This is a genomic window from Micromonospora pattaloongensis (assembly GCF_900107255.1).
GTDB classification, from domain to species: domain Bacteria; phylum Actinomycetota; class Actinomycetes; order Mycobacteriales; family Micromonosporaceae; genus Micromonospora_I; species Micromonospora_I pattaloongensis.
Genome location: NZ_FNPH01000002.1, coordinates 23,075 through 44,044, shown reverse-complemented (window position 1 = coordinate 44,044; position 20,970 = coordinate 23,075). Strand labels below are relative to the sequence as shown.

Sequence of the window (20,970 nt, the reverse complement as noted above, 5' to 3'; positions counted from 1 at the left end):
AGGGGGCGCCTCCGGCGGTCGTGGCCGGCGCGGGCACCAGCCTATTGCGACACGACGCGCCCCGCCAGAAATCGGCGGAGCGCGTCGTGAACAGCACACCTTCGTCTGATCGGTCGGGGCGTGCCCATCCGATCGGCCGAGGTGGTCAGCCGGCCGTGGCGGTCTCCCCGCTGCGCTTGCGCGACGCCGCGAGGAAGTCCCGGTTGAGGCGGCCGATCGTGGCCAGCGGGATCCCCTTCGGGCAGGCGGGGGTGCACTCGCCGGCGTTGGTGCAGCCGCCGAAGCCGGCCTCGTCGTGCGCGGCGACCATGTCGAGCACGCGCGAGTCGCGCTCCGGCTGGCCCTGCGGCATCAGGCCCAGGTGGGTGATCTTCGCGGCCGTGAACAGCATCGCCGAGCCGTTCGGGCAGGCGGCGACGCAGGCGCCGCAGCCGATGCACTCCGCCGCCTCGAACGCGGCGTCGGCGTCGGCCTTGGGCACCGGCGTGGCGTGCGCCTCGGGGGCGCTGCCGGTCGGGGCCGAGATGTAGCCGCCGGCCTGAATGATCTTGTCGAACGCGCCGCGGTTGACGACCAGGTCCTTGATGACCGGGAACGCCTTGGCCCGCCACGGCTCGATGTCGATCGTGTCGCCGTCGGAGAACGTCCGCATGTGCAGCTGGCAGGTGGTGGTCATCTTCTGCGGGCCGTGCGGCGTGCCGTTGATGACCATGCTGCACGCGCCGCAGATGCCCTCGCGGCAGTCGTGGTCGAACGCGACCGGCTCCTCACCCTCGAGGATCAGCCGCTCGTTGAGCACGTCGAGCATCTCCAGGAACGACATGTCCGGGGACACGTCCGTCACCTGGTAGGAAACCATCCGGCCCTTGTCCTGCGGGCCCTGTTGGCGCCAGATGCGCAGGGTCAGGTTCACTTGTAGCTCCGCTGGGTGGGGTGGACGTATTCGAAGTTGAGGTCTTCCCTGTGCAGCACCGGCCGCTCGCCGGTGCCGGTGAACTCCCACGCGGCGACGTAGCTGAAGTTCTCGTCGTCGCGCTCGGCCTCGCCGTCGGCGGACTGGCTCTCGGCCCGGAAGTGGCCACCGCAGGATTCGGTCCGGTGCAGCGCGTCGACGCACATCAGCTCGGCGAGCTCGAAGAAGTCGGCGACCCGGCCGGCCTTCTCCAGGTTCTGGTTGAGCTCCTCGCCCCGGCCGGGGACCTTGACCCGCTGCCAGAACTCGTCACGCAGGCCGCGGATCAGCTCGATCGCCTTGCGCAGCCCGGCGTCCGTGCGCTCCATGCCGCAGTACTCCCACATGATGCGGCCCAGCTCGCGGTGGAACGAGTCCACGGTGCGGTCGCCGTTGATGGAGAGCAGCTTGCTGACCCGCTCCTCCACCTGGGCACGGGCCGCGGCCGCGTCCGGGTGGGACTCGTCGAGCTTCTCGAACGGGCCGGCGGCCAGGTAGTCGCCGATCGTGTTCGGCAGCACGAAGTAGCCGTCGGCGAGCCCCTGCATCAGCGCCGAGGCGCCGAGCCGGTTGGCGCCGTGGTCGGAGAAGTTGGCCTCACCGATCACGAACAGGCCCGGGATCGTCGACTGCAGGTCGTAGTCGACCCAGAGCCCACCCATCGTGTAGTGCACCGCCGGGTAGATCCGCATCGGCACGTCGTACGGGTTCTCGCCGGTGATGCGCTCGTACATCTCGAAGAGGTTGCCGTACTTGGCCTCCACCGCGGCGCGGCCGAGCCGCCTGATCGCGTCGGCGAAGTCCAGGTACACGCCGAGCCCGCCCGGACCGACGCCCCGGCCCTCGTCGCAGACGTTCTTCGCGGCGCGCGAGGCGATGTCGCGGGGGACCAGGTTGCCGAACGCGGGGTAGATGCGCTCGAGGTAGTAGTCCCGCTCGTCCTCGGGGATGTCGCCGGGGGCGCGCGTGTCGCCGGCCTTCTTCGGCACCCAGACCCGGCCGTCGTTGCGCAGCGACTCGCTCATCAGGGTCAGCTTCGACTGGTGGTCGCCGGAGACCGGGATGCAGGTCGGGTGGATCTGCGTGTAGCAGGGGTTGGCGAAGAGCGCGCCCTTGCGGTGCGCCCGCCAGCTGGCGGTGACGTTGCAGCCCTTGGCGTTGGTGGAGAGGAAGAAGACGTTGCCGTAGCCGCCGGAGGCGAGCACGACCGCGTCCGCGAACTCGGTCGTGATCTCGCCGGTGACCATGTCACGCACCACGATGCCGCGGGCCCGGCCGTCAACGATGATCAGCTCCAGCATCTCGTGCCGGGCGTTCATCTCCACGTTGCCGGCCGCGATCTGCCGCTCCAGCGCCTGGTACGCGCCGAGCAGCAGCTGCTGGCCCGTCTGGCCCCGGGCGTAGAAGGTCCGGGACACCTGGGTGCCGCCGAACGAACGGGTGTCGAGCAGGCCGCCGTACTCGCGGGCGAACGGCACGCCCTGGGCCACGGCCTGGTCGATGATGTTGACCGAGACCTCGGCCAGCCGGTGCACGTTCGACTCCCGCGCCCGGAAGTCGCCGCCCTTGACGGTGTCGTAGAACAGCCGGTACACCGAGTCGCCGTCGTTGCGGTAGTTCTTCGCGGCGTTGATGCCGCCCTGGGCGGCGATCGAGTGCGCCCGGCGCGGGCTGTCCTGGTAGCAGTACGACTTGACGCGGTAGCCCAGCTCGCCGAGGGTGGCGGCGGCGGAGCCGCCGGCCAGGCCGGTGCCGACCACGATCACGGTCATCTTGCGCTTGTTGGCCGGGTTGACCAGCTTGGCGGAGAAGCGCCGGCGCTCCCAGCGGGTCTCGATCGGGCCGTCCGGGGCCTTGGTGTCGGCGATCGGTTCGCCGGTGATGAAGAGGTCGCTGTTGTCGTGCATGGTCAGCCCACCAATCCGGTGAGAACGGCGAAGGGCACGGACAGGTAGCCGGCGCAGAGGACCACGGCGAAGCCGAGGGCGAAGGCGCGGGCACGGCGCTCGCCGTGCTTGGTCTGCTGTCCGAGGGTGCGCAGGGCGCTGTAGAGCCCGTGGCGCAGGTGGAAGCCGACGGAGACGACGGCGAGGGTGTAGAAGAGCGTGACGTACCAGCGGTCGGGCGCGAAGTCGGCGACGACGTTGCCGTACGGGTGCGCCTTGTCCCCGACCGGGTTCAGGTGCCCCGTCGTGAGGTCGAGGATGTGGTAGATCACGAAGAGCAGGATGATCACGCCGCCCCAGCGCATGGTGCGGGCCGCGTAGCTGCCCTGCACCTTGCCGCGGTGGGCGTACCGGACCGGCCGGGCGGCCCTGGCGCGCAGCGCGAGCGCCGTGGCGGCCCAGATGTGGCCGAGCACGGCGAAGGTCAGCACGGCGCGCTGGATCCAGAGGAACCACGTCTCGGGCAGCAGCGGGTTACCGATGCTGCGCAGCCAGTGCGCGTAGTGGTCGAAGGACTCGGCCCCGAAGAAAATCTTCAGGTTGCCCACCATGTGCAGCACGAGGAAGAGCACCAGGAGGATGCCCGTCACCGCCATGAGAATCTTCTTGCCGACTGTGGAGCGGATCGGCGACGCGGTCATTGAAGCCACGTCGGACGACGGTAGGACGGGAATGATCAGTCGTCCAATGCATCGCAATCGCAGTATCGATAGCTATAGGCTATCGAAGTGCAGATCCACCAGCTCCGGTCCTTCGTGGCAGTGGCAGAATTACGACATTTCACCCAAGCGGCCGCTCATGTGGGCATCTCGCAGCCCTCATTGAGTAAGCAGATTCACAGCCTCGAAACCGACCTCGGCGCGCCGCTGTTCGAGCGCGTCCGCGGCGACATCGCCCTCACCGCCGCCGGCGACGCGCTGCTGCCGCTCGCCCAGCGCATCCTCGCCGACGTCGACACCGCCCGCCGCGAGGTCCAGGAGCTCGTCGGGCTGCGCCGTGGCCGGGTACGGCTGGGCGCCACGCCGAGCCTCTGCGCCTCGCTCGTGCCGCGCGTGCTGCGCCGGTTCCGCGACGCCCACCCCGGCATCGACCTGCACATCGAGGAGAGCGGTTCGCAGGACCTGGTCCGCAACCTCACCCGCGGCGAGCTGGACCTCGCGCTGATCGTCCTGCCCGAGCAGGGCACCGACCCCGCGCTGCGCGCCGAGCCGGTGCTGCGCGAGCACCTCGTGGTCGCATCGGTCTCCCCGCTGGCCGCCACCACCTCGGCCGGCGAGCTGCACCTCACCGACCTGCACGACCACCCGCTGGTCATGTTCCGCACCGGCTACGACCTGCGCGACGCCACCCTGGAGGCGTGCCGGCGGGCCGGCTTCACCCCCTCGTTCGCCGTCGAGGGCGGTGAGATGGACGCGGTGCTCGGCCTCGTCGAGGCCGGTCTCGGGGTGGCGCTGGTGCCCAGCGTGGTGCTCGCCGGGCGACCGCGGTTGCGTGCCACGCCGCTGACGCCGCCGGGCGTTCAGCGCACCATCGCGCTCGCGCAACGGCACGAGATCGTGCCGAGTCACGCCGCGCAGGCGCTGCGCGAGACCCTCTTCGCCGACCTGCGCGCGGCCGCCGGGGCGGGGGAGCTGCCCGCCGGCGTGGAGCTGGAACTCCGGTAGCGCGCTCAGCGATCAATCCAGGCGGACAACTCGTGGATCGACCGGCCGGGGTGGGCGGGCGACGTGTGCGCCGGTGGCCAGCGCCGCGAGGGCGAGCCCGCAGAGCGGAGCGGCGCCGATCCCGGCCGCGGTGAGCGCGGTGGCGACCACGCCCGCCGGCAGCCAGGTCCAGACCGGCACCAGCCGGGGCGGGTGACCGCGGCGTCGGCGGCGCGCCTCGACCGCCATCGGGACGATCAGCGGCGGCAGCGCAGCCGCGAGCACCGAGAGCCAGGGCAGGAGCAGGCGGTCGAAGCGGGCGGCGGCGAGCGCCGCGCCGGGCACGGCCACCAGCAGCATGGCGGCGGTGGTGGAGAGTCGCGGCCACACCCCGCGCAGGGCGAGGGCACCGGAGAACATCGTGGTCAGCGCCGGTGCGAAGACGCCGGAGGCGACGAAGAGATTCCCGTACGCCGCGACGCCGTCGCCGGTGGCGAGCACCGCCACCACGTCGGTGGAGCCGGTACGCAGCCATACGCCGGCACCGGCCACGATGACGAGCAGGGCCGGCAGGACGAGCAGCAGCACGCACCGGGTGAGGTCCCGCCGGGTCGCCAGACCGCGGCTGAAGTCCGGCGCGCGCAGCCCGAAGACGGAGACGTACCCGACGAGGGCCGCGATGTCGGCGCCGGCGGCGAGGCCGCCGGGCCGCAGCGTGACCGGCGCGGTGTCCGGCCGCAGTCGCACGACGCAGACCGCCACGAGCGCGAGCGCGGAGAGCGTGGTGAGCACGGCGATCCGGTTGCCGACCCGCGGCGGCGCGTACGAGGCCGCGAGCACCGCGCCGGCCAGCAGCACGACGCCGACGACGCCGGGGAGCCCGGCCACGGTCGCCAGCGAGGCGCCGCCGAGCCCCAGGTTGAAGCCGTTCCAGCCGATCATCGCCGCCCCGAGCACGGCGGCGAGCAGCGTCCGGCTCGATCGGGGCAGGTAGCGCGCGGACACCTCGGTGAGCGTGGCGCCCTCGCCGTAGGGCGGCCGGACGCCCAGCGCGCCCTGCCCGAGCAGCAGGGCGGCGATGAGCGCCCCGCCGCAGAGCAGGCCGAGCAGCGGCACCGCGCCGCCGTGCCGGTCGGCCATGCCGGCGCCCAGCATCAGGGCCGCGGGCGCGGCGCCGAGCCCGAGCCAGGCGCCCGCCGCGGACGTCCACCGCCGCGGGGCGTCCGGCGCGCTGAGCCGGGCACCGCCCCGAGTGGTCAGTGGTTGGCTCCGGAGCCGAGCATGCCGCGCAGCTCCGCCGCCAGGCGGTCGAACCGTTCGTCGGCCATCACGTCGGCGTAGACCCGCTCGGCCGGCAGATCGACCGGGAGGCTGCGCACGATGCGTCCCGGACGCGCGCTCATCACCTCGACGCGGGTGCCGAGGAAGACCGCCTCGGCGATGGAGTGGGTGACCAGCAGGATGGTCGTGCCGGTCTCCCGCCAGATCCGGTTCAGCTCGGTGTTGAGCGTCTCCCGGGTCAGGGCGTCGAGCGCGCCGAACGGCTCGTCCATGAGCAGCACGGGCGGCTGGTGCAGCAACGCGCGGCACAGCGAGACGCGCTGCTGCATGCCGCCGGAGAGCTCGTGCGGCAGCGCGTTCTCGAAGCCGGTCAGCCCGGTCATCTCCATCAGCTGGTCCGCGCGGCGGCCGGCCTCCTTGCGGTCCAGCCCGCGCATCTCGGCCTGGAGCAGGATGTTCTTGCGGACGCCGCGCCATTCGAGCAGCGCCGCCCGCTGGAAGATGAAACCGATCTTGTCCTGCGGTCGCGTGACCTGCTGCCCCATCAACGACGCCGAGCCGGTCGTGGGCCGCACCAGCCCCGCCACGATCTTGAGCAGCGTCGACTTCCCGCAGCCCGACGGCCCGAGGATCGACACGAACTCGCCGGGCTCGACCCGCATGGTGATGTCGGTGAGGGCGACGGTGCGGGACCGCTTGGACCGGAACTGCACGGACAGGTCCGTCATCTCGACGGCGGGGCCGGTCGTGCGGGTGGCCGCGACGGTTGATGGGGCAGTGGTCATCGCGACGTCATCCCTTGCTGGTGAAGGAGTTGTCCCAGTACTTGTCCGGCGAGCCGCCGTCCTTGAGCTCGGCGTACTTCGTCATCAGCTCGATGCTCTCGGTCCAGGACTGCGGGTCGTTCACGCCGGCCGCGCCCGCGTCGAGCTTGAGCAGCGGCAGCGCGAGCGTGAGCTGCTTGACCAGCACCTCCTTGGCCGGCTCGTTGTCGGCCATCTCGGCCATCGCGTCGGTGGCGCCGGGGATGTCCTTCGCCGCCTCGGTCCAGGACTTCTGGGTGGCCCGGACGAACGCCTTGACCAGCTCCGAGTCCTTCTTCAGCGTCGCGTCGTTGGCGACCAGACCGGTGCCGAGCATGTTCATGCCCCAGTCGGCGAAGAGCAGGTAGGACGTCTTCTTGCCGGTCTTGGCCTCGATGGTCGGCGCCTGGTCGTGGAAGAAGCCCATGATGGCGTCGACCTTGCCCTCGGCGAGCGCGGCGATCTTGCCGGCGGCGTCGACGTTGACGACCTTCACGTCGCTGGCGGCCATGCCGTTCGCCTTGAGCAGCGCCGGGAAGGTGGCGTACATCGCGTCGCCCGGCGTACCGCCGATGGTCTTGCCCTTGAGGTCGGTGAGCTTGGTGATGTTCTTGTCGGCGAGGAACTCGATCGACGACGGCCCCTTCTGCAGGAACACTCCGACGCTCTTCACCTTCATGCCGGTGGCGACCGCCTTGAGCAGCGGCGGCGTGTCCGCCCAGCCGAAGTCGGTCTGGTTCTGCGCCACCGCCTGCAGGGTCTTGCCCGATCCGTTGCCGGGCTTGACCTCCAGCTCGATGCCCTCCTCGGCGTAGAAGCCCTTCTTGATGCCGTAGTAGAACGGCGCGTGCTCGCCGTAGGGGACCCAGTTGAGGGTGAGCGTGACCTTCTTCTTGCCGTCGGCCCCTGCGCCGGAGTCCCGGTCGGAGCCGCCGCAGGCGGCGATCGATCCCAGCAGCAGGGCGGCGGCCGTGGCCGCGATTGCGAGACGTCTCATCGGTGGTGCGCCTCCTCAGGCGTGCGTGACGAGGTGGATTGGACTGGTGAATCAGGAGGTGGTCAGCGGTATGCCGGAGCGGCGGCTGGCGTGCCAGGGGATGAGCAGCGCCTCGGCGATCTCGACGAGGACGAACAGGACGATGCCGATGATCGACATCAGGATCAGGTCGGCGAAGAGCAGCGCCGAGTCGAGGTTGCCGCTGGCCAGCAGCAGCACGTAGCCGAGACCCTCGCTGGCGCCGACGAACTCGCCGACCACCGCGCCGGTGACGGCCAGGGTGACCGCGACCTTCAGCCCGGACATCAGGTGCGGCAACGCGTTGGGGAAGCGGATCTTCCGGAACGTCTTCCACGGCCCGGCGCCCATCGTCGCGGAGAGGTCGAGCAGTTCCGGGTCGGTGGAGCGCAGGCCGGTGACGCCGGAGACGACCACCGGGAAGAACGCGATCAGCACGGCGAGTACGACCTTCGGTGCCAGCCCGGTGCCGAGCAGGACGGCGAGCAGCGGCGCGATGGCGATCTTCGGAATGACCTGGGCGAAGAGCACGATGGGGTAGATCGAGCGCTCCATGGTCGGCGAGTACGTGATGAGCACCGCCGACGCGATGCCGATCGCGCCCGCGAGCGCGAAGCCGAGCACCGTCTCGTACAACGTGATCAGGCTGTTCTCCAGCAGGAAGTCCCACTCGGAGGTCAGCTTCTCCCAGACCTGCGCGGGCGTGGGGATCAGGTAGTTCGCGATGTACTCGCGGTCGGCGACGAACCACCAGACCGCGAAGATCACCAGGAGTACGAGCGTCGGCCGCCACGCCGCGTCGGCGAGCCGCCCGAGGCGCGCGCCGGGGGTGGGGCCACTGCGGCGCGCCGCGCCGGTGGACGCCGTCGGGCCACCGGCCCCGGCCCGGGCCGCGGAGGCGGCGCCCGCGTCCGCCGCACCGCTCGTGATGCCCCGCTCAACTGTCTGTTCGGACACGGGCACTCCTTGTGCGGTCGCCGGTTGCCGCTCCCGCCGGCGCCCCGCCCGGGCGATGTTTCGGTCCGGTTGCTCGGAGGCGCCTGGCAAGCGCTTTCTCGGGACAGTAGAGGGATTTCCGTCACATAGGCAAGGGCTTTCCCGATCCGATTGCCCGTGTCGGGTCGCTCGTTGCCATAACGTGATAAACGCCAAACCCCCGCCGGCGCCGCCGACGGGGGTTGGCACGTCCGCCAGTCACCCCAACGGGTAGGTGTCCAGCAGGCCGCACATCCCGTGCCGTCCCGTCTCCGCCGGCCCGGCGAGCTCGTAGACCTCCGCGCGCCCCAGATGCGGCGCCTCGCCCCGCTCCAACGCGTCGAGTTGCCGGCCCGTCTCCTCGGCGGCGCGCAGCGCCCCCGCGGCCCAACGTTCCCGCCACCGGGGCAGCCGCGGTCGCACCAGCGCCACCGCCGCCGCGTGGAATGCCCGCAACGGGGCCAGATCGCCGGCCCGGGCCCGGTCGCGCAGCGCCCCGAACCCGTCAACGGCCAGGTCGCGCCGCGCGTACGCGGCCGCCAGGTCCGTGCCGGGGGCGCCGCCGCCCGGCAGCGTCGCCGCCGCCTCGTACGCGGCCGGGTCGCCGACGATCTCGGGCGGGAAGGTCAGGACCGCGTCGCCCGCCTCCGGCAGCCCGCTGTTCTGCATCAGCACGAGGATCTCCAGCCCGCCGTGGTTGACGAGCCGGTGAATGGTGCCCGGAGGGAACCAGACCACGGCGCCCGGCCGCAGCGGGGTCTCCCGGTATCCGGAGAGGGTGAGGGTCTGCACGCACCCCGAGCCGGCCCGTACGACGTACGCCTCGGTGCAGCACAGGTGCAGGTGCGGCGTGCCGCCCACCTCCCCGTCCGGCGCGACGGTGTCGTACACACAGAGCCGGGACACCCCCACCCCACCCGGCAGCACCCCAGGTTCACCCATACGCCCACCCCCACGGAAAGCCCTTTCCCGCCTCTCCCACCCACGCTAACCCCCACCCCACCCCCAATCAACGCCCCCACCGTCGACCCGCGTGATCAGGGACCAGCTCCCGCGTGTCGCCGGCGCGCCGTGGGATGGCTCCCTGATCACGCGGATCATGGCGGCGTCGATCCGTTCGGGGGTGCGATGCGTATTTGTCAGCGGAGCGCGCGCGCCGGGCGGCGGCGCGGCTGATCGCCGAGGAGGCGCTGGATGAACGAACCGCGCGGTACACAGCAGACCGGCGCGACGCTCGAGCGCGACGCGGTCGCGCCGGCGACCCCGACGCGGCCCGGCCCGCCGGAGCCCGATTCGGACTCGGATTCGATCGAGCCGGTCACCGCCCCGCCCGCGATGGCGGAGCCGGGGAGCGACGCGACGTCCTGGTGGGAGGAGGGCGGCGCGGTCGCGCCGGTCACGCCGCCGTACCCGCCGGCGGAGCCGCCGTCGCTCGCCCGCAACGTCCGGGTGCTGGCCGTGGTGATGGCGCTCGTCGTCGTGGTGATCGTGGTGGCGGTGCTGGGCGCCACCCTATTCCTCGGCGCGCTGCGGGACAGCATCACCGGGGCGGCGGGGTGACGCGCACCGTCGCGGGCTAGCGTCCCTCGGCGACGTCCATCGCCCGGTAGATCCGCTGCTCGGAGATCGGGAAGGGCGTCCCCACCGCCTGCGCGAAGACGTTCACCCGCAGCTCCTCGATGAGCCACCGGATCTCCCGGACCGCCTCGTCGGCCCGGCGCGCCGGCGGCAGCCCGGCGAGCATGTCCGCGTACTCGCGTTGCACCTGCTCGATGCGGGCGAGCTGCTCGCGGTCGCGCTGGGGGTTCTGCGGCAGCTTGTCGAGCCGGCGTTCGATCGCGGTCAGGTAGCGGAGCAGGTCCGGCAGCCGCGCCCAGCCGGTATCGGTGATGAAACCGCGGTAGACCAGGCCGGAGAGCTGGTTGCGGATGTCGGTCAGCGCGGCGACCAGCGCCAGGCTGGAGGTGCGCGTCAGGCGCTGCTCGACGGCGTACGCCGCGGCGAGCACGCGCTGCACCCGGGCGACCACCTCGACGACCGTGTCGACGAGGCCGGCGCGGACGTGCTCACGCAGCGCCGCGAAACCCTCGGCGTCCCATGCCGGCCCGCCGGCCTCGGCCATCAGCTTGTCGACGGCGGCGCCCGCGGCGTCGTCGAGCAGGTCCAGCACGCTGCGGTGCGGGTTGCGGCTCAACGCCAGCTTCGCCTCGTTGCTCAGCCGTCCCTGCAGGAACTTCGCCGGCGACGGCACGGTGAGCCGCAGCAGCCGGCGGGTCCCCGCCCACATCGCGTTGCGCTGGTCGGCCTCGGAGTCGAAGACCCGGACGGCGACGCTGTCGCCCTCGTCGACCAGCGCCGGGTAGGCGGTCACCACGTAGCCGGCCCGGTTCTGCTGGACGGTGCGCGGCAGCTCGTCGAGGGTCCACTCCCGCAGCCCGCGCTGCTCCAGCCCGTGCGCGGCGGCAGCGACGGTCTGGCGTACCTCCGCCTTCAGCTCCTGCTGCAGCCCCGGCAGGTCCTTGCCCTGCGCGACCGGCCGGTCGTCGGAGCCGAGCACCCGGTACGTGGGCCGCAGGTGCTCCGGGATCCGGCCCGGGTCCCACGCGTCGTGCGGGATGGTCACCCCGGTCATCCGGCGCAGCTCGCGCGCCACCGCGTCGACCAGCGGCTCCTGCCCGGGAACGATCCGGGCCAGCACCGCGCGGGCGAAGTCCGGTACGGGCACGAAGTTGCGTCGCAGCGCCTTCGGCAGCGACCGGATCAGCGCGACGATCACCTCCTCGCGCAGCCCCGGCACCTGCCAGTCGAAGCTCTGCGCGGTCACCTGGTTGAGCATCGGCAGTGGAATGTCCACAGTGATGCCGTCGTTGGCGGCCCCCGGCTCGAACTGGTACGTCAGCGGCAGCCGCAGCTCGCCCTGCTGCCAGACGTCCGGGTAGTCGGCCTCGTCGACCCCGCCCCGGCCCTGGTTGATCAGCATCGCCCGGTCGAAGGCGAGCAGGTCGGGCTGGGTTCGGCGGACCTTCTTCCACCACGCGTCGAAGTGCCGCGCCGAGACCACCTCGGCGCCGATCCGCTGGTCGTAGAAGTCGAAGATGCTCTGGTCGTCGACCAGGATGTCGCGGCGGCGGGCCCGGTGCTCCAGCTCTTCGATCTCCTCGCGCAGCCGCTGGTTCTCCCGCCAGAACGCGTGGTGGGTGTGCCAGTCGCCCTCGACCAGCGCGTGCCGGATGAACAGTTCGCGGGACAGCTCGGGATCGATCCGGCCGTAGTTGACCTTGCGGGAGGTGACCAGCGGTAGGCCGTACAGCGTGACCCGTTCGTAGGCCATCACCGCGCCCTGCTTCTTCTCCCAGTGCGGCTCGCTGTAGCTGCGCTTCACCAGGTGCCCGGCGAGCGCCTCCACCCACTCCGGCTCGATCCGCGCCACGCCGCGCGCCCAGAGCCGGGAGGTCTCCACCAGCTCGGCGGCGGCGACCCAGCGTGGCGGCTTCTTGAACAGCGCCGAACCGGGGAAGATCGCGAACTTCGCGCCGCGCGCCCCCAGGTACTCGTTCTTGGCGCCCTCCTTGAGCCCGACCTGGGACAGCAGCCCGGCCAGCAGCGACTGGTGGATCGCGGCCGGCTCCGGCGGATTGTCGTTGAACGTGACCCCGAGCGCCCGGACCACCTGCCGCAGCTGGCTGTGGATGTCCTGCCACTCCCGCACGCGCAGGTAGTTGAGGAACTCCGACTTGCACATCCGGCGGAAGCCGCTGGAGGAGAGCGCCTTCTGCTGCTCCTGCAGGTACTGCCACAGGTTGAGGAACGCCACGAAGTCCGAGTCGGGGTCGGCGAAGCGGGCGTGGGACTGGTCGGCGGCCTGCTGCTTGTCGGCGGGGCGCTCGCGGGGGTCCTGGATGGAGAGCGCCGCGGCGATCACCATCACCTCGTTGATCGCGCCGTTGCGCTCCGCCTCCAGCACCATCCGGGCCAGCCGCGGGTCGACCGGGAGCTGCGCGAGCTTGCGCCCCAGCGGCGTCAGCCGCTTGCGCGGGTCGTCCTGGGTCGGGTCGATCGCCCCGAGCTCGTGCAGCAGGTTCACGCCGTCGGCGATGTTGCGCCGGTCCGGGGGATCGATGAACGGGAAGGCCGCGATGTCGCCCAGCCCGAGCGCGGTCATCTGCAGGATGACCGAGGCGAGGTTGGTGCGCAGGATCTCCGGGTCGGTGAACTCCGGACGGGACAGGAAGTCCTGCTCCTCGTAGAGCCGGATGCAGATGCCCTCGGAGACCCGGCCGCAGCGCCCCTTGCGCTGGTTGGCCGACGCCTGCGACACCGGCTCGATCGGCAGCCGCTGCACCTTCAGCCGGTGGCTGTAGCGGGAGATCCGCGCCGTGCCGGGGTCGATCACGTACTTGATGCCGGGCACGGTCAGCGAGGTCTCCGCGACGTTGGTCGCCAGCACCACCCGGCGCCCGGCATGGGGTTGGAAGACCCGGTGCTGTTCGGCGGTGGAGAGCCGGGCGTACAGCGGCAGGATCTCCGTGTTCCGGAGCTTCACCTTGCCGAGCGCGTCGGCGGTGTCCCGGATCTCACGCTCGCCGCTGAGGAAGACCAGAATGTCGCCCGGCCCCTCCGCGGACAGCTCCTCGACCGCCTCGCAGATCGCCTGCGTCTGGTCGCGGACGATGTCCTCGCCGTCGGTCTCCTCCGTCTCCTCGGCCTCCAGCACCAGCGGCCGGTAGCGCACCTCCACCGGGAACGTCCGCCCGGAGACCTCGACGACCGGCACGTCCTCGCCGCCGGGCACCGTGAAGTGCCGGGCGAAGCGGTGCGGGTCGATCGTGGCGGAGGTGATGATGAGCTTGAGGTCGGGGCGGCGGGGCAGGAGTTGCCGGAGGTAGCCGAGAATGAAGTCGATGTTGAGGCTGCGTTCGTGCGCCTCGTCGATGATCAGCGTGTCGTACTGCCGCAGCATCCGGTCCTGCTGGATCTCGGCCAGCAGGATGCCGTCGGTCATCAGCTTCACGAACGTGCCGTCACTGACCTGGTCGGAGAAGCGGACCTTGAAGCCGACGGCGGCGCCCAGCTCCGTGCCGAGCTCCTCGGCGATCCGGTCGGCCACGGTACGCGCCGCGAGCCGCCGCGGCTGCGTGTGCCCGATCAGGCCACGCACGCCCCGCCCCAGCTCCAGACAGATTTTCGGCAGCTGGGTCGTCTTGCCCGACCCCGTCTCGCCGGCCACGATCACCACCTGGTGGTCGCGGATCGCGGCCAGGATCTCGTCCTTCTTCTCGCTGACCGGCAGCGCGGGTGGATAGCTGATCGTGGGGACGCTGGACCGTCGCCGTTCCAGGCGCTCGGCGGCGGCGTCGACCTCCGCGGCGATCTCGTCGAGCGCGCCGCGCCGCGCCTCCGGATCGCGCAGCTTGCGGACGCCGTCGAGCCGGCGGCGCAGCCGCCGCTCGTCGCGGGACATCAGCTCGGGCAGCCGCGCCTGCAGGTCGACGGCGGAACGGGTGGGTGACGGCGTGTGCATATCGTCGCCAAGAATATGCCGATCTTCCCGGCGTCCCCCCATCGGTTTCTCCGCCCCGGCGCCGGGCCGGGGACCGGTGGGCGCCGACGGCGGTGCCGTCGCGTCCTATCGGGACAGCGAGCTCGGCGCGTTCACGCCCGCGTTCGCGCTCACCCCGACGCCCAGCCGCTCCACCAGCTCGCCGCCGAGCCAGCCGGTCACCCCGGCGCGGGCGATCCCGGCGAAGCTGCCGTCGCTGACCGTCTACCCGGCCAGCCCGCCGGTACACCTCGCCGCGGCCCGGCTACGCCGCGTCCCCGGCTACACCGCGTCCCCGGCTACACCGCGTCCCCGGCTACACCGCGTCCCCGGCTACACCGCGTCCCCGGCTACACCGCGTCCCCGGCTACACCGCGTCCCCGGCTACACCGCGTCCCCGGCTACACCGCGTCCCCGGCTACACCGCGTCCCCGGCTACGCCGTGGCGCCCCAGATCGCGGAGAAGGCGGCGGCCTCGCCGGCGAGCCAGCGCTCGACCCGATCGGCCCGGACGTCCGGCGCCGGGCGATGCACGCGACCGCGCCGCACGTCGACCACCACCGGCTCGGCGCCCGGAAGCACCTGGTCCATGTGCCGCGCCATCAGGTGCAGCGTGGCGAGCAGCGCCTCGGCCCCCGGCGGCTCCTCGTCGAGGTGCAGCCGGACCGCCTCCGCCCGGCCGTCGTCGTAACGCAGCCCGAGGTGCGGGTTGATCTTCACGGGCAGGCCGCCGACCATGGCGAGCGCGTCGCGGACCCGGGTGAGCTCCACGGCGCGCAGGTCGCCGAGCGAGTCCAGGTACGCGGCCGCGCCCGGCACGAGCGCGCCGTAGAGCGGTCGCCAGCGCGGCTTGACCTCGTCGACGACGCGGGCGAGATGCGTGCCGCCGGTGCGGAACTGGATGTCGGCCTTGAGCGCCTTGACGAGCTGCCCGTGCGGGTTGAAGCCGGAGCGGCTCTCCCGCTGCCGGCGCAGCCCGCCGACGAAGGTGGCCTTCGCCGGGCCGGTGCGCCCGACGTAGCGGGTGAAGGCGAGCAGAGTGGCGTAGGGGAGCGGGGCGGCGGTCTGAGTGGTGGAGGACGTCACGTCTTCCCTCCCAGTTCAGCGGCGTGTTTCGTACATACATTCTAATCGACCGCCGCCGCTGCGCCCAGTCAGATCTGGCCGACCTCCACGATGCGCACGACGGCCGCGCCGGCCTCGTCCGAGGCGGCCAGATCGACCTCCGCGCTGATCCCCCAGTCGTGGTCGCCGGCCGGGTCGTCGAAGATCTGGCGCACCGTCCAGCGCTCCCGTCCCTGCTCGATCATGAGCAGCGCCGGGCCACGCGCGTCCGGCCCGGTGCCGATCGCGTCGTACTCCGCGAAGTACGGCTCCAACGCCTCCGCCCACTCGTCCGCGCCCCACCCGGCCTCGCCGTCCAGCGCGCCGAGCTCGTCGAAGCGGCGCAGTGCCGCGAGCTCCACGCGGCGGAACAGGGCGTTGCGCACCAGCACCCGGAACGCGCGCAGGTTGCCGGTGACGGCCGGCGGCCGCTCGTCGACCACCGCTTCGGCCTCGGCGGTCGGGTTGCGCAGCCGCTCCCACTCGTCGATCAGGCTGGAGTCGACCTGGCGGACCAGCTCGCCGAGCCATTCCTCCAGGTCGATGAGATCCTCGGTCTTGGCGTCCTCGGGGACGGTCTGGCGCAGCGCCTTGTACGCGTCGGCGAGGTAGCGCAGCACCAGCCCCTCCGAGCGGGACAGCCCGTAGAAGGCGACGTACTCGGTGAAGGTCATCGCCCGCTCGTACATGTCGCGGACCACGGACTTCGGCGAGAGCTGGTGGTCGGCCACCCACGGATGCCCCCGGCGGTACATCTCGTACGCCGCGTCGAGCAGCTCCGCCAGCGGCTTGGGGTGGGTGACGTCCTCGAGCAGCTCCAGCCGCGCCTCGTACTCGACGCCGTCGGCCTTCATCTGCGCGACCGCTTCGCCCCGCGCCTTGAACTGCTGGGCGGACAACACCTGCCGCGGGTCGTCCAGGATGGACTCGATCACCGACAGCACGTCGAGGGCGTACGTCGGCGAGTCGACGTCGAGCAGCTCGATCGCGGCCAGCGCCAACGGCGACAACGGCTGGTTGAGCGCGAAGTCCAGCTGCAGGTCCCCGGTGAGCCGCACCGACCCGTCGACCGGGTCGCGCTCGACGACGCCGCCGGCGAGCAGCGCCCGGTAGATCGCGATCGCCCGCCGGATGTGCCTGCGCTGCGCCGGCCGGTCCTCGTGATTGTCCTCCAGCAGGTGCCGCATCGCGGCGAACGCGTCGCCGCCGCGGCCGATCACATTCAGCAGCATCGAGTGGGTCACCCCGAAGCTGGAGGTCAGCGGTTCCGGCTGGGCCTCGACGAGGCGTTCGAACGTCGGCTTGGCCCAGCCGATCGCGCCCTCCGGCGGCTTCTTGCGGACCACCTTGCGGCGCTTCTTCGGGTCGTCGCCGGCCTTGGCGAGCGCCTTCTCGTTCTCGATCACGTGCTCCGGCGCCTGCACCACGACCGTGCCGATCGTGTCGTAGCCGGCGCGGCCGGCCCGGCCGGCGATCTGGTGGAACTCGCGCGCCTTGAGCAGCCGGGTCCGCACCCCGTCGTACTTGCTCAGGCCGGTGAAGAGCACGGTGCGGATCGGCACGTTGATGCCGACGCCGAGCGTGTCGGTACCGCAGATGACCTTGAGCAGCCCGGCCTGGGCGAGCGTCTCCACCAGCCGGCGGTACTTGGGCAGCATGCCGGCGTGGTGCACGCCGATGCCGTGCCGGACGAGTCGGGACAGCGTACGGCCGAAGCCGGCGGTGAACCGGAAGTTGCCGATCGCGGCCGCGATGGCGTCCTTCTCGGCGCGGGTGCAGACGTTGACGCTCATCAGCGCCTGCGCGCGTTCCAGCGCGGCGGCCTGGGTGAAGTGCACGACGTAGATCGGCGCCTGCCGGGTGCTGAGCAGCTCCTCGAGCGTCTCGTGCAGCGGCGTCATCGCGTACGAGAACATCAGCGGTACCGGCCGCTCGGCCGAGGTGACGACGGCGGTCGGTCGGCCGGTGCGGCGGGTCAGGTCGTCGACGAACCGGGTGACGTCGCCGAGGGTGGCCGACATCAGGACGAACTGGGCCTGCGGCAGCTCGATCAGCGGCACCTGCCAGGCCCAGCCGCGGTCGGGCTCGGAGTAGAAGTGGAACTCGTCCATGATCACCTGGCCGACGTCGGCGCGGTCGCCCTCGCGCAGCGCGAGGTTGGCCAGGATCTCGGCGGTGCAGCAGATGATCGGTGCGTCGGCGTTGACGCTGCCGTCGCCGGTCAGCATGCCGACGTTCTCCGCGCCGAAGATCGCGCAGAGCGCGAAGAACTTCTCGGAGACGAGCGCCTTGATCGGGGCGGTGTAGAAGGTGGTGCGGTCGTCGGCGAGGGCGGCGAAGTGCGCGGCGATCGCGACCAGGCTCTTACCGGAGCCGGTCGGGGTATTCATGATCACGTTCGCGCCCGAGACGATCTCGATGACCGCCTCTTCCTGGTGGGGGTAGAGCGAGAGTCCCTGCTCCTTGGCCCAGCCGGCGAACGCGTCGAAGAGGGAATCGGGGTCGGCGCTGCCCGGCAGCTGGTCGGTGAGGGTCATAGCCGGTCAATGGTGCCTGGACGATCGCCCCACCGCCAGTCACCCCTCCCCGCGATCTTGGAGTTGTGGCCGCGACAAACCGGACCGAAACCGTCCGAAAGGCCGGCCAAGACTGCAAGATCGCGGGTCAGCGGCGGTGGAAGATCAGGTCGTGGACGGGGCGGGCCGCCCGGACGGCGCGACGCTCGAACTTCGTCACCGGGCGATGTGCGGGGCGCGGGGCGAAGCCGTCGTACGCGTTGACCAGCCCGGGGTCCGCGGTCAGCGTGGCGAGCATCGCGTCGGCGTACTCCGCCCAGTCGGTGGCGCAGTGCAGGGTGCCGCCGGGGGACAGGCGGGAGCCCAGCAGCGCGACGTGGGCCGGCTGAATCAGGCGGCGCTTGTGGTGCCGTGCCTTCGGCCACGGGTCCGGGAAGAACGCGTGCACCGCGTCGAGGGAGTCCGGCTCCAGCGCGCCGCGCACCAGCTCCATCGCGTCGCCGCGGGCCACCCGGACGTTGGTCAGCCCACGCTCCTCGATCAGCGCGAGCAGGTTGGCGATGCCGGGGGTGTGCACCTCGACGGCGAGGTAGTCGCGCCCCGGATCGGCGGCGGCCATCTCGGCGGTGGCGTCGCCCATGCCGGACCCGATCTCCAACACCAGCGGAGCCCGCCGACCGAACAACGCGGCCGGGTCGAGCGGAGCGGGCCGCTCCGGGACCAGCAGCCCGTACCGCGCCCACAGCCGATCGAGGGCGTCGGCGTGCCGCGGGCCCATCCGGCCGGCGCGGCGGTGGAAGGTGCGGATCGGCGCAGCGCGGCCGGCGGGGGTGGCGGCGGCGGGCGGGGTGGCGGGCGTCGCGTCGGTGAGGGTCATCAGGGGGAAAAGCGTACGGGGCGGCCGAGCGCCGCCCCGAATTCATCAGGTGTGATCTCGACCCGGGAGTGGGAAAATCCGACTACCGGCCCGCAGGCCAGGTCAGGAGGGCGCATGAGGGGCATCCGTCGCACCAGCCTCCTGCTGACCGTCGCGGCCGTGCCCGTCGCCGCGCTGTGGGGGCCGGCGCCGGCCCGGGCCGCCGACGTCTTCGTCGAGGTCAACCCGAGCACGGTCGAGGCCGGCTACCTGGTCGGGATCCGCGCGAGCTGCCCGACCAACACGGAGCCGGCCACCGTCGAGTCGGACGCGTTCGGGTCGGTCACCGTCCGCCCGCAGTACGACCTGCTGACCGCGGCGGCCACCGTGCCGCAGGACAGGCGCGCCCGCAGCTACCGCGTGCGCCTCGCGTGTCCCGGCGGCCGCGCGGCGACCACGACGCTGCGCGTGGTCAGCGGCATCCGCCCCAGCCGCGGGCCGGCCACCGGCTTCGGCGGCGCGGCGGGCGGGGACGGCGACCGGCTGCTGGTCGGCGGCGGGCTCGCCGCGATCGCCGTCGGGCTGGCCCTGGGGCTGCGCGCCCGCGCGCGCCGGACCTGAGGCGGCGTCATGGCCGGCACCCGCAGGCTCGCCGTGGCGCTGGTGGTGGTTGGCGCGCTCGCCACCGCGACCGGGCTCGTCCGCTCCGGAGCCTGGTCCGGGCTGCTCGGGGGCGACCGGCCACCGCCGCGGGCGTTCCCGGTGCTGCCGGCGAGCCCCCCGATCCGGATCGCGATCCCCTCGATTCACGTGCGCGCCCCGGTGCATGCCGTCGGGCTCGCCGACGACGGCTCGATCGCGGCGCCCCCGCTGCACCGGCACCAGCAGGCCGGCTGGTTCGAACGCGGACCGACGCCGGGCGAGTTCGGGCCCGCCGTGATCGTCGGACACGTCGACACCCGCACCGGGCCGTCGATCTTCCACGACCTCGCCCGGCTGCGGCCGGGTGCGCGGGTCGAGGTGACCCGCCGGGACCGCGCGGTGGCGGTCTTCGAGGTGAACTCGGTGGAGCGCTTCGACAAGGCGCGGCTGCCGATCGAACGGGTCCACGGCGACTTCGCCCGACCGGGACTGCGGCTGATCACCTGCGGCGGGCGGTGGCGCGGCGGCGGCATCGGGTACGCCGACAACGTCGTGGTCTTCGCGTCGTTGATCGCCGCGCGGGACCCGTAGGAGCGGGCTCAGCCCTTCGGCGTCGCCAGCTGCACGACCTCGAACTCCAACAGGTTCGCGCCGGTCGCCACCGGCTTGGCCCGCTCGCCGGCGTGCGCCTCCCGCGCCGGTCCGCCGGACCAGGCCTGGAAGGCCTCCTCGCTCTCCCACTTCGTGTAGACGAAGTAGCGCGTCTCCCCGGCGACCGGTCGGAGCAGCTCGAAACCGAGGAAGCCGGGGGCGTTCTCCACCGCGCCCTGGCGCGCGGCGAACCGTCGCTCCAGCTCGGGGCCGGCGCCCTCGGGCACCTCGATAGCGTTGATCTTCACGACTGGCATGGCTCCACCCTATTGCTCAATCCGCGTCGACGACGATCGGCGCGTGATCCGACGGGGTCTTGCCCTTGCGCGCCTCCCGGTCGATGTACGCGGTGCGGATGCGGTCGCTGAACGCGGCGCTCGCGTAGACCAGGTCGATGCGCATGCCCTTGTCCTGGTGGAACATGCCGGCGCGGTAGTCCCAGTACGTGAACGGGTTGGGCCCCTTCATCGGCTGCGGCACCACGTCGAGCAGCCCGAGCTCCCGCAGCTCGGCCAGCGCCCGCCGTTCGGGCACCGTGACATGGGTGGAGCCGACGAAGACCGCCGGGTCCCAGACGTCGGCGTCGGTGGGGGCGACGTTGAAGTCGCCGCAGACCGCGAGCTGCCGGCCGTCGGTCAGCTCCACGGCGAGCGCGTCGCGCAGCGCGCGCAGCCACGCCAGCTTGTACGTGTAGTGCGGCGAATCCGGGGTGCGGCCGTTCGGCACGTAGATCGACCAGACCCGGAGGTCGCCGCAGGTCGCCGAGATGGCGCGGGCCTCCGGATCAGGGAAGCCGGGCTCACCCGGAAAGCCGGTCGTGACCTCGTCGAGGCCGATCCGGGACAGCAGCGCCACACCGTTCCACCGGCCGTCGCCGTGCACCGCGGTCGCGTAGCCCAGCTCGGCCACCTCGTCGACCGGGAACGCCTCCGCCGTGCACTTGGTCTCCTGCAGGCAGAGCACGTCGGGCGCGCTGTCGGCCAGCCACCCGAGCAGGCGGGGCAGCCGGGCCCTGACGGAATTGACGTTCCAGGTGGCGAGGCGCAT

General features: G+C 72.1%; 18 protein-coding genes and 1 pseudogene. 4 read left to right on the top strand and 15 right to left on the bottom strand.

Annotated elements, in window-relative coordinates; translation table 11 throughout:
* Window positions 1–145: 145 nt before the first annotated feature.
* The 3 genes from BLW47_RS06195 to BLW47_RS06185 are packed head-to-tail and all read right to left on the bottom strand — an operon-like array spanning window position 146 to window position 3,539.
* A complete protein-coding gene (locus BLW47_RS06195) occupies window positions 146–913 on the bottom strand; it encodes a succinate dehydrogenase/fumarate reductase iron-sulfur subunit (RefSeq protein ID WP_091552776.1) in 768 nt (255 codons plus the stop codon).
* Complete coding sequence (locus tag BLW47_RS06190; protein ID WP_091552773.1) at window positions 910–2,859, bottom strand: fumarate reductase/succinate dehydrogenase flavoprotein subunit; 1,950 nt, start codon at window positions 2,857–2,859, stop codon at window positions 910–912. Before BLW47_RS06190 ends, BLW47_RS06195 begins: the two co-directional genes overlap by 4 nt.
* A 2-nt stretch (window positions 2,860–2,861) precedes the next feature.
* Window positions 2,862–3,539 carry a succinate dehydrogenase cytochrome b subunit gene (locus BLW47_RS06185; protein ID WP_091552770.1) on the bottom strand — a complete coding sequence of 226 codons (678 nt, stop codon included), beginning with the start codon at window positions 3,537–3,539 and terminating at the stop codon, window positions 2,862–2,864.
* 81 nt (window positions 3,540–3,620) lie between these two features.
* Between BLW47_RS06185 and BLW47_RS06180 the strand changes: the two genes are divergently transcribed.
* Window positions 3,621–4,562, top strand: a complete 942-nt coding sequence (locus tag BLW47_RS06180; RefSeq protein WP_091552768.1) for a LysR family transcriptional regulator — start codon at window positions 3,621–3,623, stop codon at window positions 4,560–4,562.
* Window positions 4,563–4,574: 12 nt separating this feature from the next.
* Here the strand turns inward: BLW47_RS06180 and BLW47_RS06175 are convergent, their stop codons facing one another.
* The 5 genes from BLW47_RS06175 to BLW47_RS06155 form a co-directional block, all read right to left on the bottom strand.
* A complete protein-coding gene (locus BLW47_RS06175) occupies window positions 4,575–5,681 on the bottom strand; it encodes a purine-cytosine permease family protein (RefSeq protein WP_139307167.1) in 1,107 nt (368 codons plus the stop codon).
* 116 nt (window positions 5,682–5,797) lie between these two features.
* The gene (locus tag BLW47_RS06170) at window positions 5,798–6,607 is read right to left on the bottom strand and encodes an ABC transporter ATP-binding protein (protein WP_091552763.1); all 810 of its coding nucleotides are present in this window, start codon (window positions 6,605–6,607) and stop codon (window positions 5,798–5,800) included.
* A gap of 7 nt (window positions 6,608–6,614) precedes the next feature.
* A complete protein-coding gene (locus BLW47_RS06165) occupies window positions 6,615–7,622 on the bottom strand; it encodes an ABC transporter substrate-binding protein (protein WP_091552761.1) in 1,008 nt (335 codons plus the stop codon).
* 51 nt (window positions 7,623–7,673) lie between these two features.
* Entirely contained in the window at window positions 7,674–8,597 is a 924-nt protein-coding gene (locus tag BLW47_RS06160) for an ABC transporter permease (protein WP_245736462.1), read from the bottom strand.
* A gap of 237 nt (window positions 8,598–8,834) precedes the next feature.
* Window positions 8,835–9,557, bottom strand: coding sequence for a cupin domain-containing protein (locus BLW47_RS06155; RefSeq protein WP_091552758.1), 723 nt, complete (start codon window positions 9,555–9,557; stop codon window positions 8,835–8,837).
* Between the two features lie 252 nt (window positions 9,558–9,809).
* On the opposite strand from BLW47_RS06155, the gene BLW47_RS06150 reads away from it, so the two are divergent.
* Entirely contained in the window at window positions 9,810–10,175 is a 366-nt protein-coding gene (locus tag BLW47_RS06150; RefSeq protein ID WP_091552756.1) for a hypothetical protein, read from the top strand.
* Window positions 10,176–10,191: 16 nt separating this feature from the next.
* On the opposite strand, the gene hrpA is transcribed toward BLW47_RS06150, so the two are convergent.
* The 5 genes and pseudogenes from hrpA to trmB form a co-directional block, all read right to left on the bottom strand.
* On the bottom strand, window positions 10,192–14,136 hold the full coding sequence (gene hrpA / locus BLW47_RS06145; protein ID WP_091552753.1) for an ATP-dependent RNA helicase HrpA: 3,945 nt from the start codon (window positions 14,134–14,136) through the stop codon (window positions 10,192–10,194).
* A gap of 105 nt (window positions 14,137–14,241) precedes the next feature.
* A pseudogene (locus tag BLW47_RS25995) lies at window positions 14,242–14,352 on the bottom strand (DUF2231 domain-containing protein); the annotation flags it as partial.
* Between the two features lie 237 nt (window positions 14,353–14,589).
* Window positions 14,590–15,240, bottom strand: a complete 651-nt coding sequence (locus tag BLW47_RS06140) for a hypothetical protein (protein WP_091552750.1) — start codon at window positions 15,238–15,240, stop codon at window positions 14,590–14,592.
* 68 nt (window positions 15,241–15,308) lie between these two features.
* Complete coding sequence (locus BLW47_RS06135) at window positions 15,309–17,795, bottom strand: DEAD/DEAH box helicase (protein ID WP_091552748.1); 2,487 nt, start codon at window positions 17,793–17,795, stop codon at window positions 15,309–15,311.
* Between the two features lie 127 nt (window positions 17,796–17,922).
* The gene (gene trmB, locus BLW47_RS06130; RefSeq protein ID WP_091552745.1) at window positions 17,923–18,651 is read right to left on the bottom strand and encodes a tRNA (guanosine(46)-N7)-methyltransferase TrmB; all 729 of its coding nucleotides are present in this window, start codon (window positions 18,649–18,651) and stop codon (window positions 17,923–17,925) included.
* A 114-nt stretch (window positions 18,652–18,765) separates the two neighbouring features.
* On the opposite strand from trmB, the gene BLW47_RS06125 reads away from it, so the two are divergent.
* Together BLW47_RS06125 and BLW47_RS06120 are read left to right on the top strand one after the other, a co-directional pair.
* Window positions 18,766–19,251: a hypothetical protein gene (locus BLW47_RS06125; RefSeq protein WP_091552742.1), complete on the top strand. Its 486-nt coding sequence runs from the start codon at window positions 18,766–18,768 to the stop codon at window positions 19,249–19,251.
* A 9-nt stretch (window positions 19,252–19,260) separates the two neighbouring features.
* Complete coding sequence (locus BLW47_RS06120) at window positions 19,261–19,863, top strand: class F sortase (protein WP_091552739.1); 603 nt, start codon at window positions 19,261–19,263, stop codon at window positions 19,861–19,863.
* An 8-nt stretch (window positions 19,864–19,871) separates the two neighbouring features.
* Here the strand turns inward: BLW47_RS06120 and mhuD are convergent, their stop codons facing one another.
* The gene (gene mhuD / locus BLW47_RS06115) at window positions 19,872–20,180 is read right to left on the bottom strand and encodes a mycobilin-forming heme oxygenase MhuD (RefSeq protein WP_091552737.1); all 309 of its coding nucleotides are present in this window, start codon (window positions 20,178–20,180) and stop codon (window positions 19,872–19,874) included.
* Between the two features lie 16 nt (window positions 20,181–20,196).
* On the bottom strand, window positions 20,197–20,970 hold the full coding sequence (locus tag BLW47_RS06110; RefSeq protein WP_091554526.1) for an exodeoxyribonuclease III: 774 nt from the start codon (window positions 20,968–20,970) through the stop codon (window positions 20,197–20,199).

Coding starts and splice junctions, on each gene's coding strand:
- BLW47_RS06190 (WP_091552773.1), bottom strand. CDS start 2,859: ATGCACGACAACAGCGACCTCTTCATCACCGGCGAACCGATCGCCGAC.
- BLW47_RS06185 (WP_091552770.1), bottom strand. CDS start 3,539: ATGACCGCGTCGCCGATCCGCTCCACAGTCGGCAAGAAGATTCTCATG.
- BLW47_RS06175 (WP_139307167.1), bottom strand. CDS start 5,681: ATGGCCGACCGGCACGGCGGCGCGGTGCCGCTGCTCGGCCTGCTCTGC.
- BLW47_RS06170 (WP_091552763.1), bottom strand. CDS start 6,607: ATGACCACTGCCCCATCAACCGTCGCGGCCACCCGCACGACCGGCCCC.
- BLW47_RS06165 (WP_091552761.1), bottom strand. CDS start 7,622: ATGAGACGTCTCGCAATCGCGGCCACGGCCGCCGCCCTGCTGCTGGGA.
- BLW47_RS06155 (WP_091552758.1), bottom strand. CDS start 9,557: ATGGGTGAACCTGGGGTGCTGCCGGGTGGGGTGGGGGTGTCCCGGCTC.
- BLW47_RS06150 (WP_091552756.1), top strand. CDS start 9,810: ATGAACGAACCGCGCGGTACACAGCAGACCGGCGCGACGCTCGAGCGC.
- hrpA (WP_091552753.1), bottom strand. CDS start 14,136: ATGCACACGCCGTCACCCACCCGTTCCGCCGTCGACCTGCAGGCGCGG.
- BLW47_RS06135 (WP_091552748.1), bottom strand. CDS start 17,795: ATGACCCTCACCGACCAGCTGCCGGGCAGCGCCGACCCCGATTCCCTC.
- trmB (WP_091552745.1), bottom strand. CDS start 18,651: ATGACCCTCACCGACGCGACGCCCGCCACCCCGCCCGCCGCCGCCACC.
- BLW47_RS06125 (WP_091552742.1), top strand. CDS start 18,766: ATGAGGGGCATCCGTCGCACCAGCCTCCTGCTGACCGTCGCGGCCGTG.
- BLW47_RS06120 (WP_091552739.1), top strand. CDS start 19,261: ATGGCCGGCACCCGCAGGCTCGCCGTGGCGCTGGTGGTGGTTGGCGCG.
- mhuD (WP_091552737.1), bottom strand. CDS start 20,180: ATGCCAGTCGTGAAGATCAACGCTATCGAGGTGCCCGAGGGCGCCGGC.
- BLW47_RS06110 (WP_091554526.1), bottom strand. CDS start 20,970: ATGCGCCTCGCCACCTGGAACGTCAATTCCGTCAGGGCCCGGCTGCCC.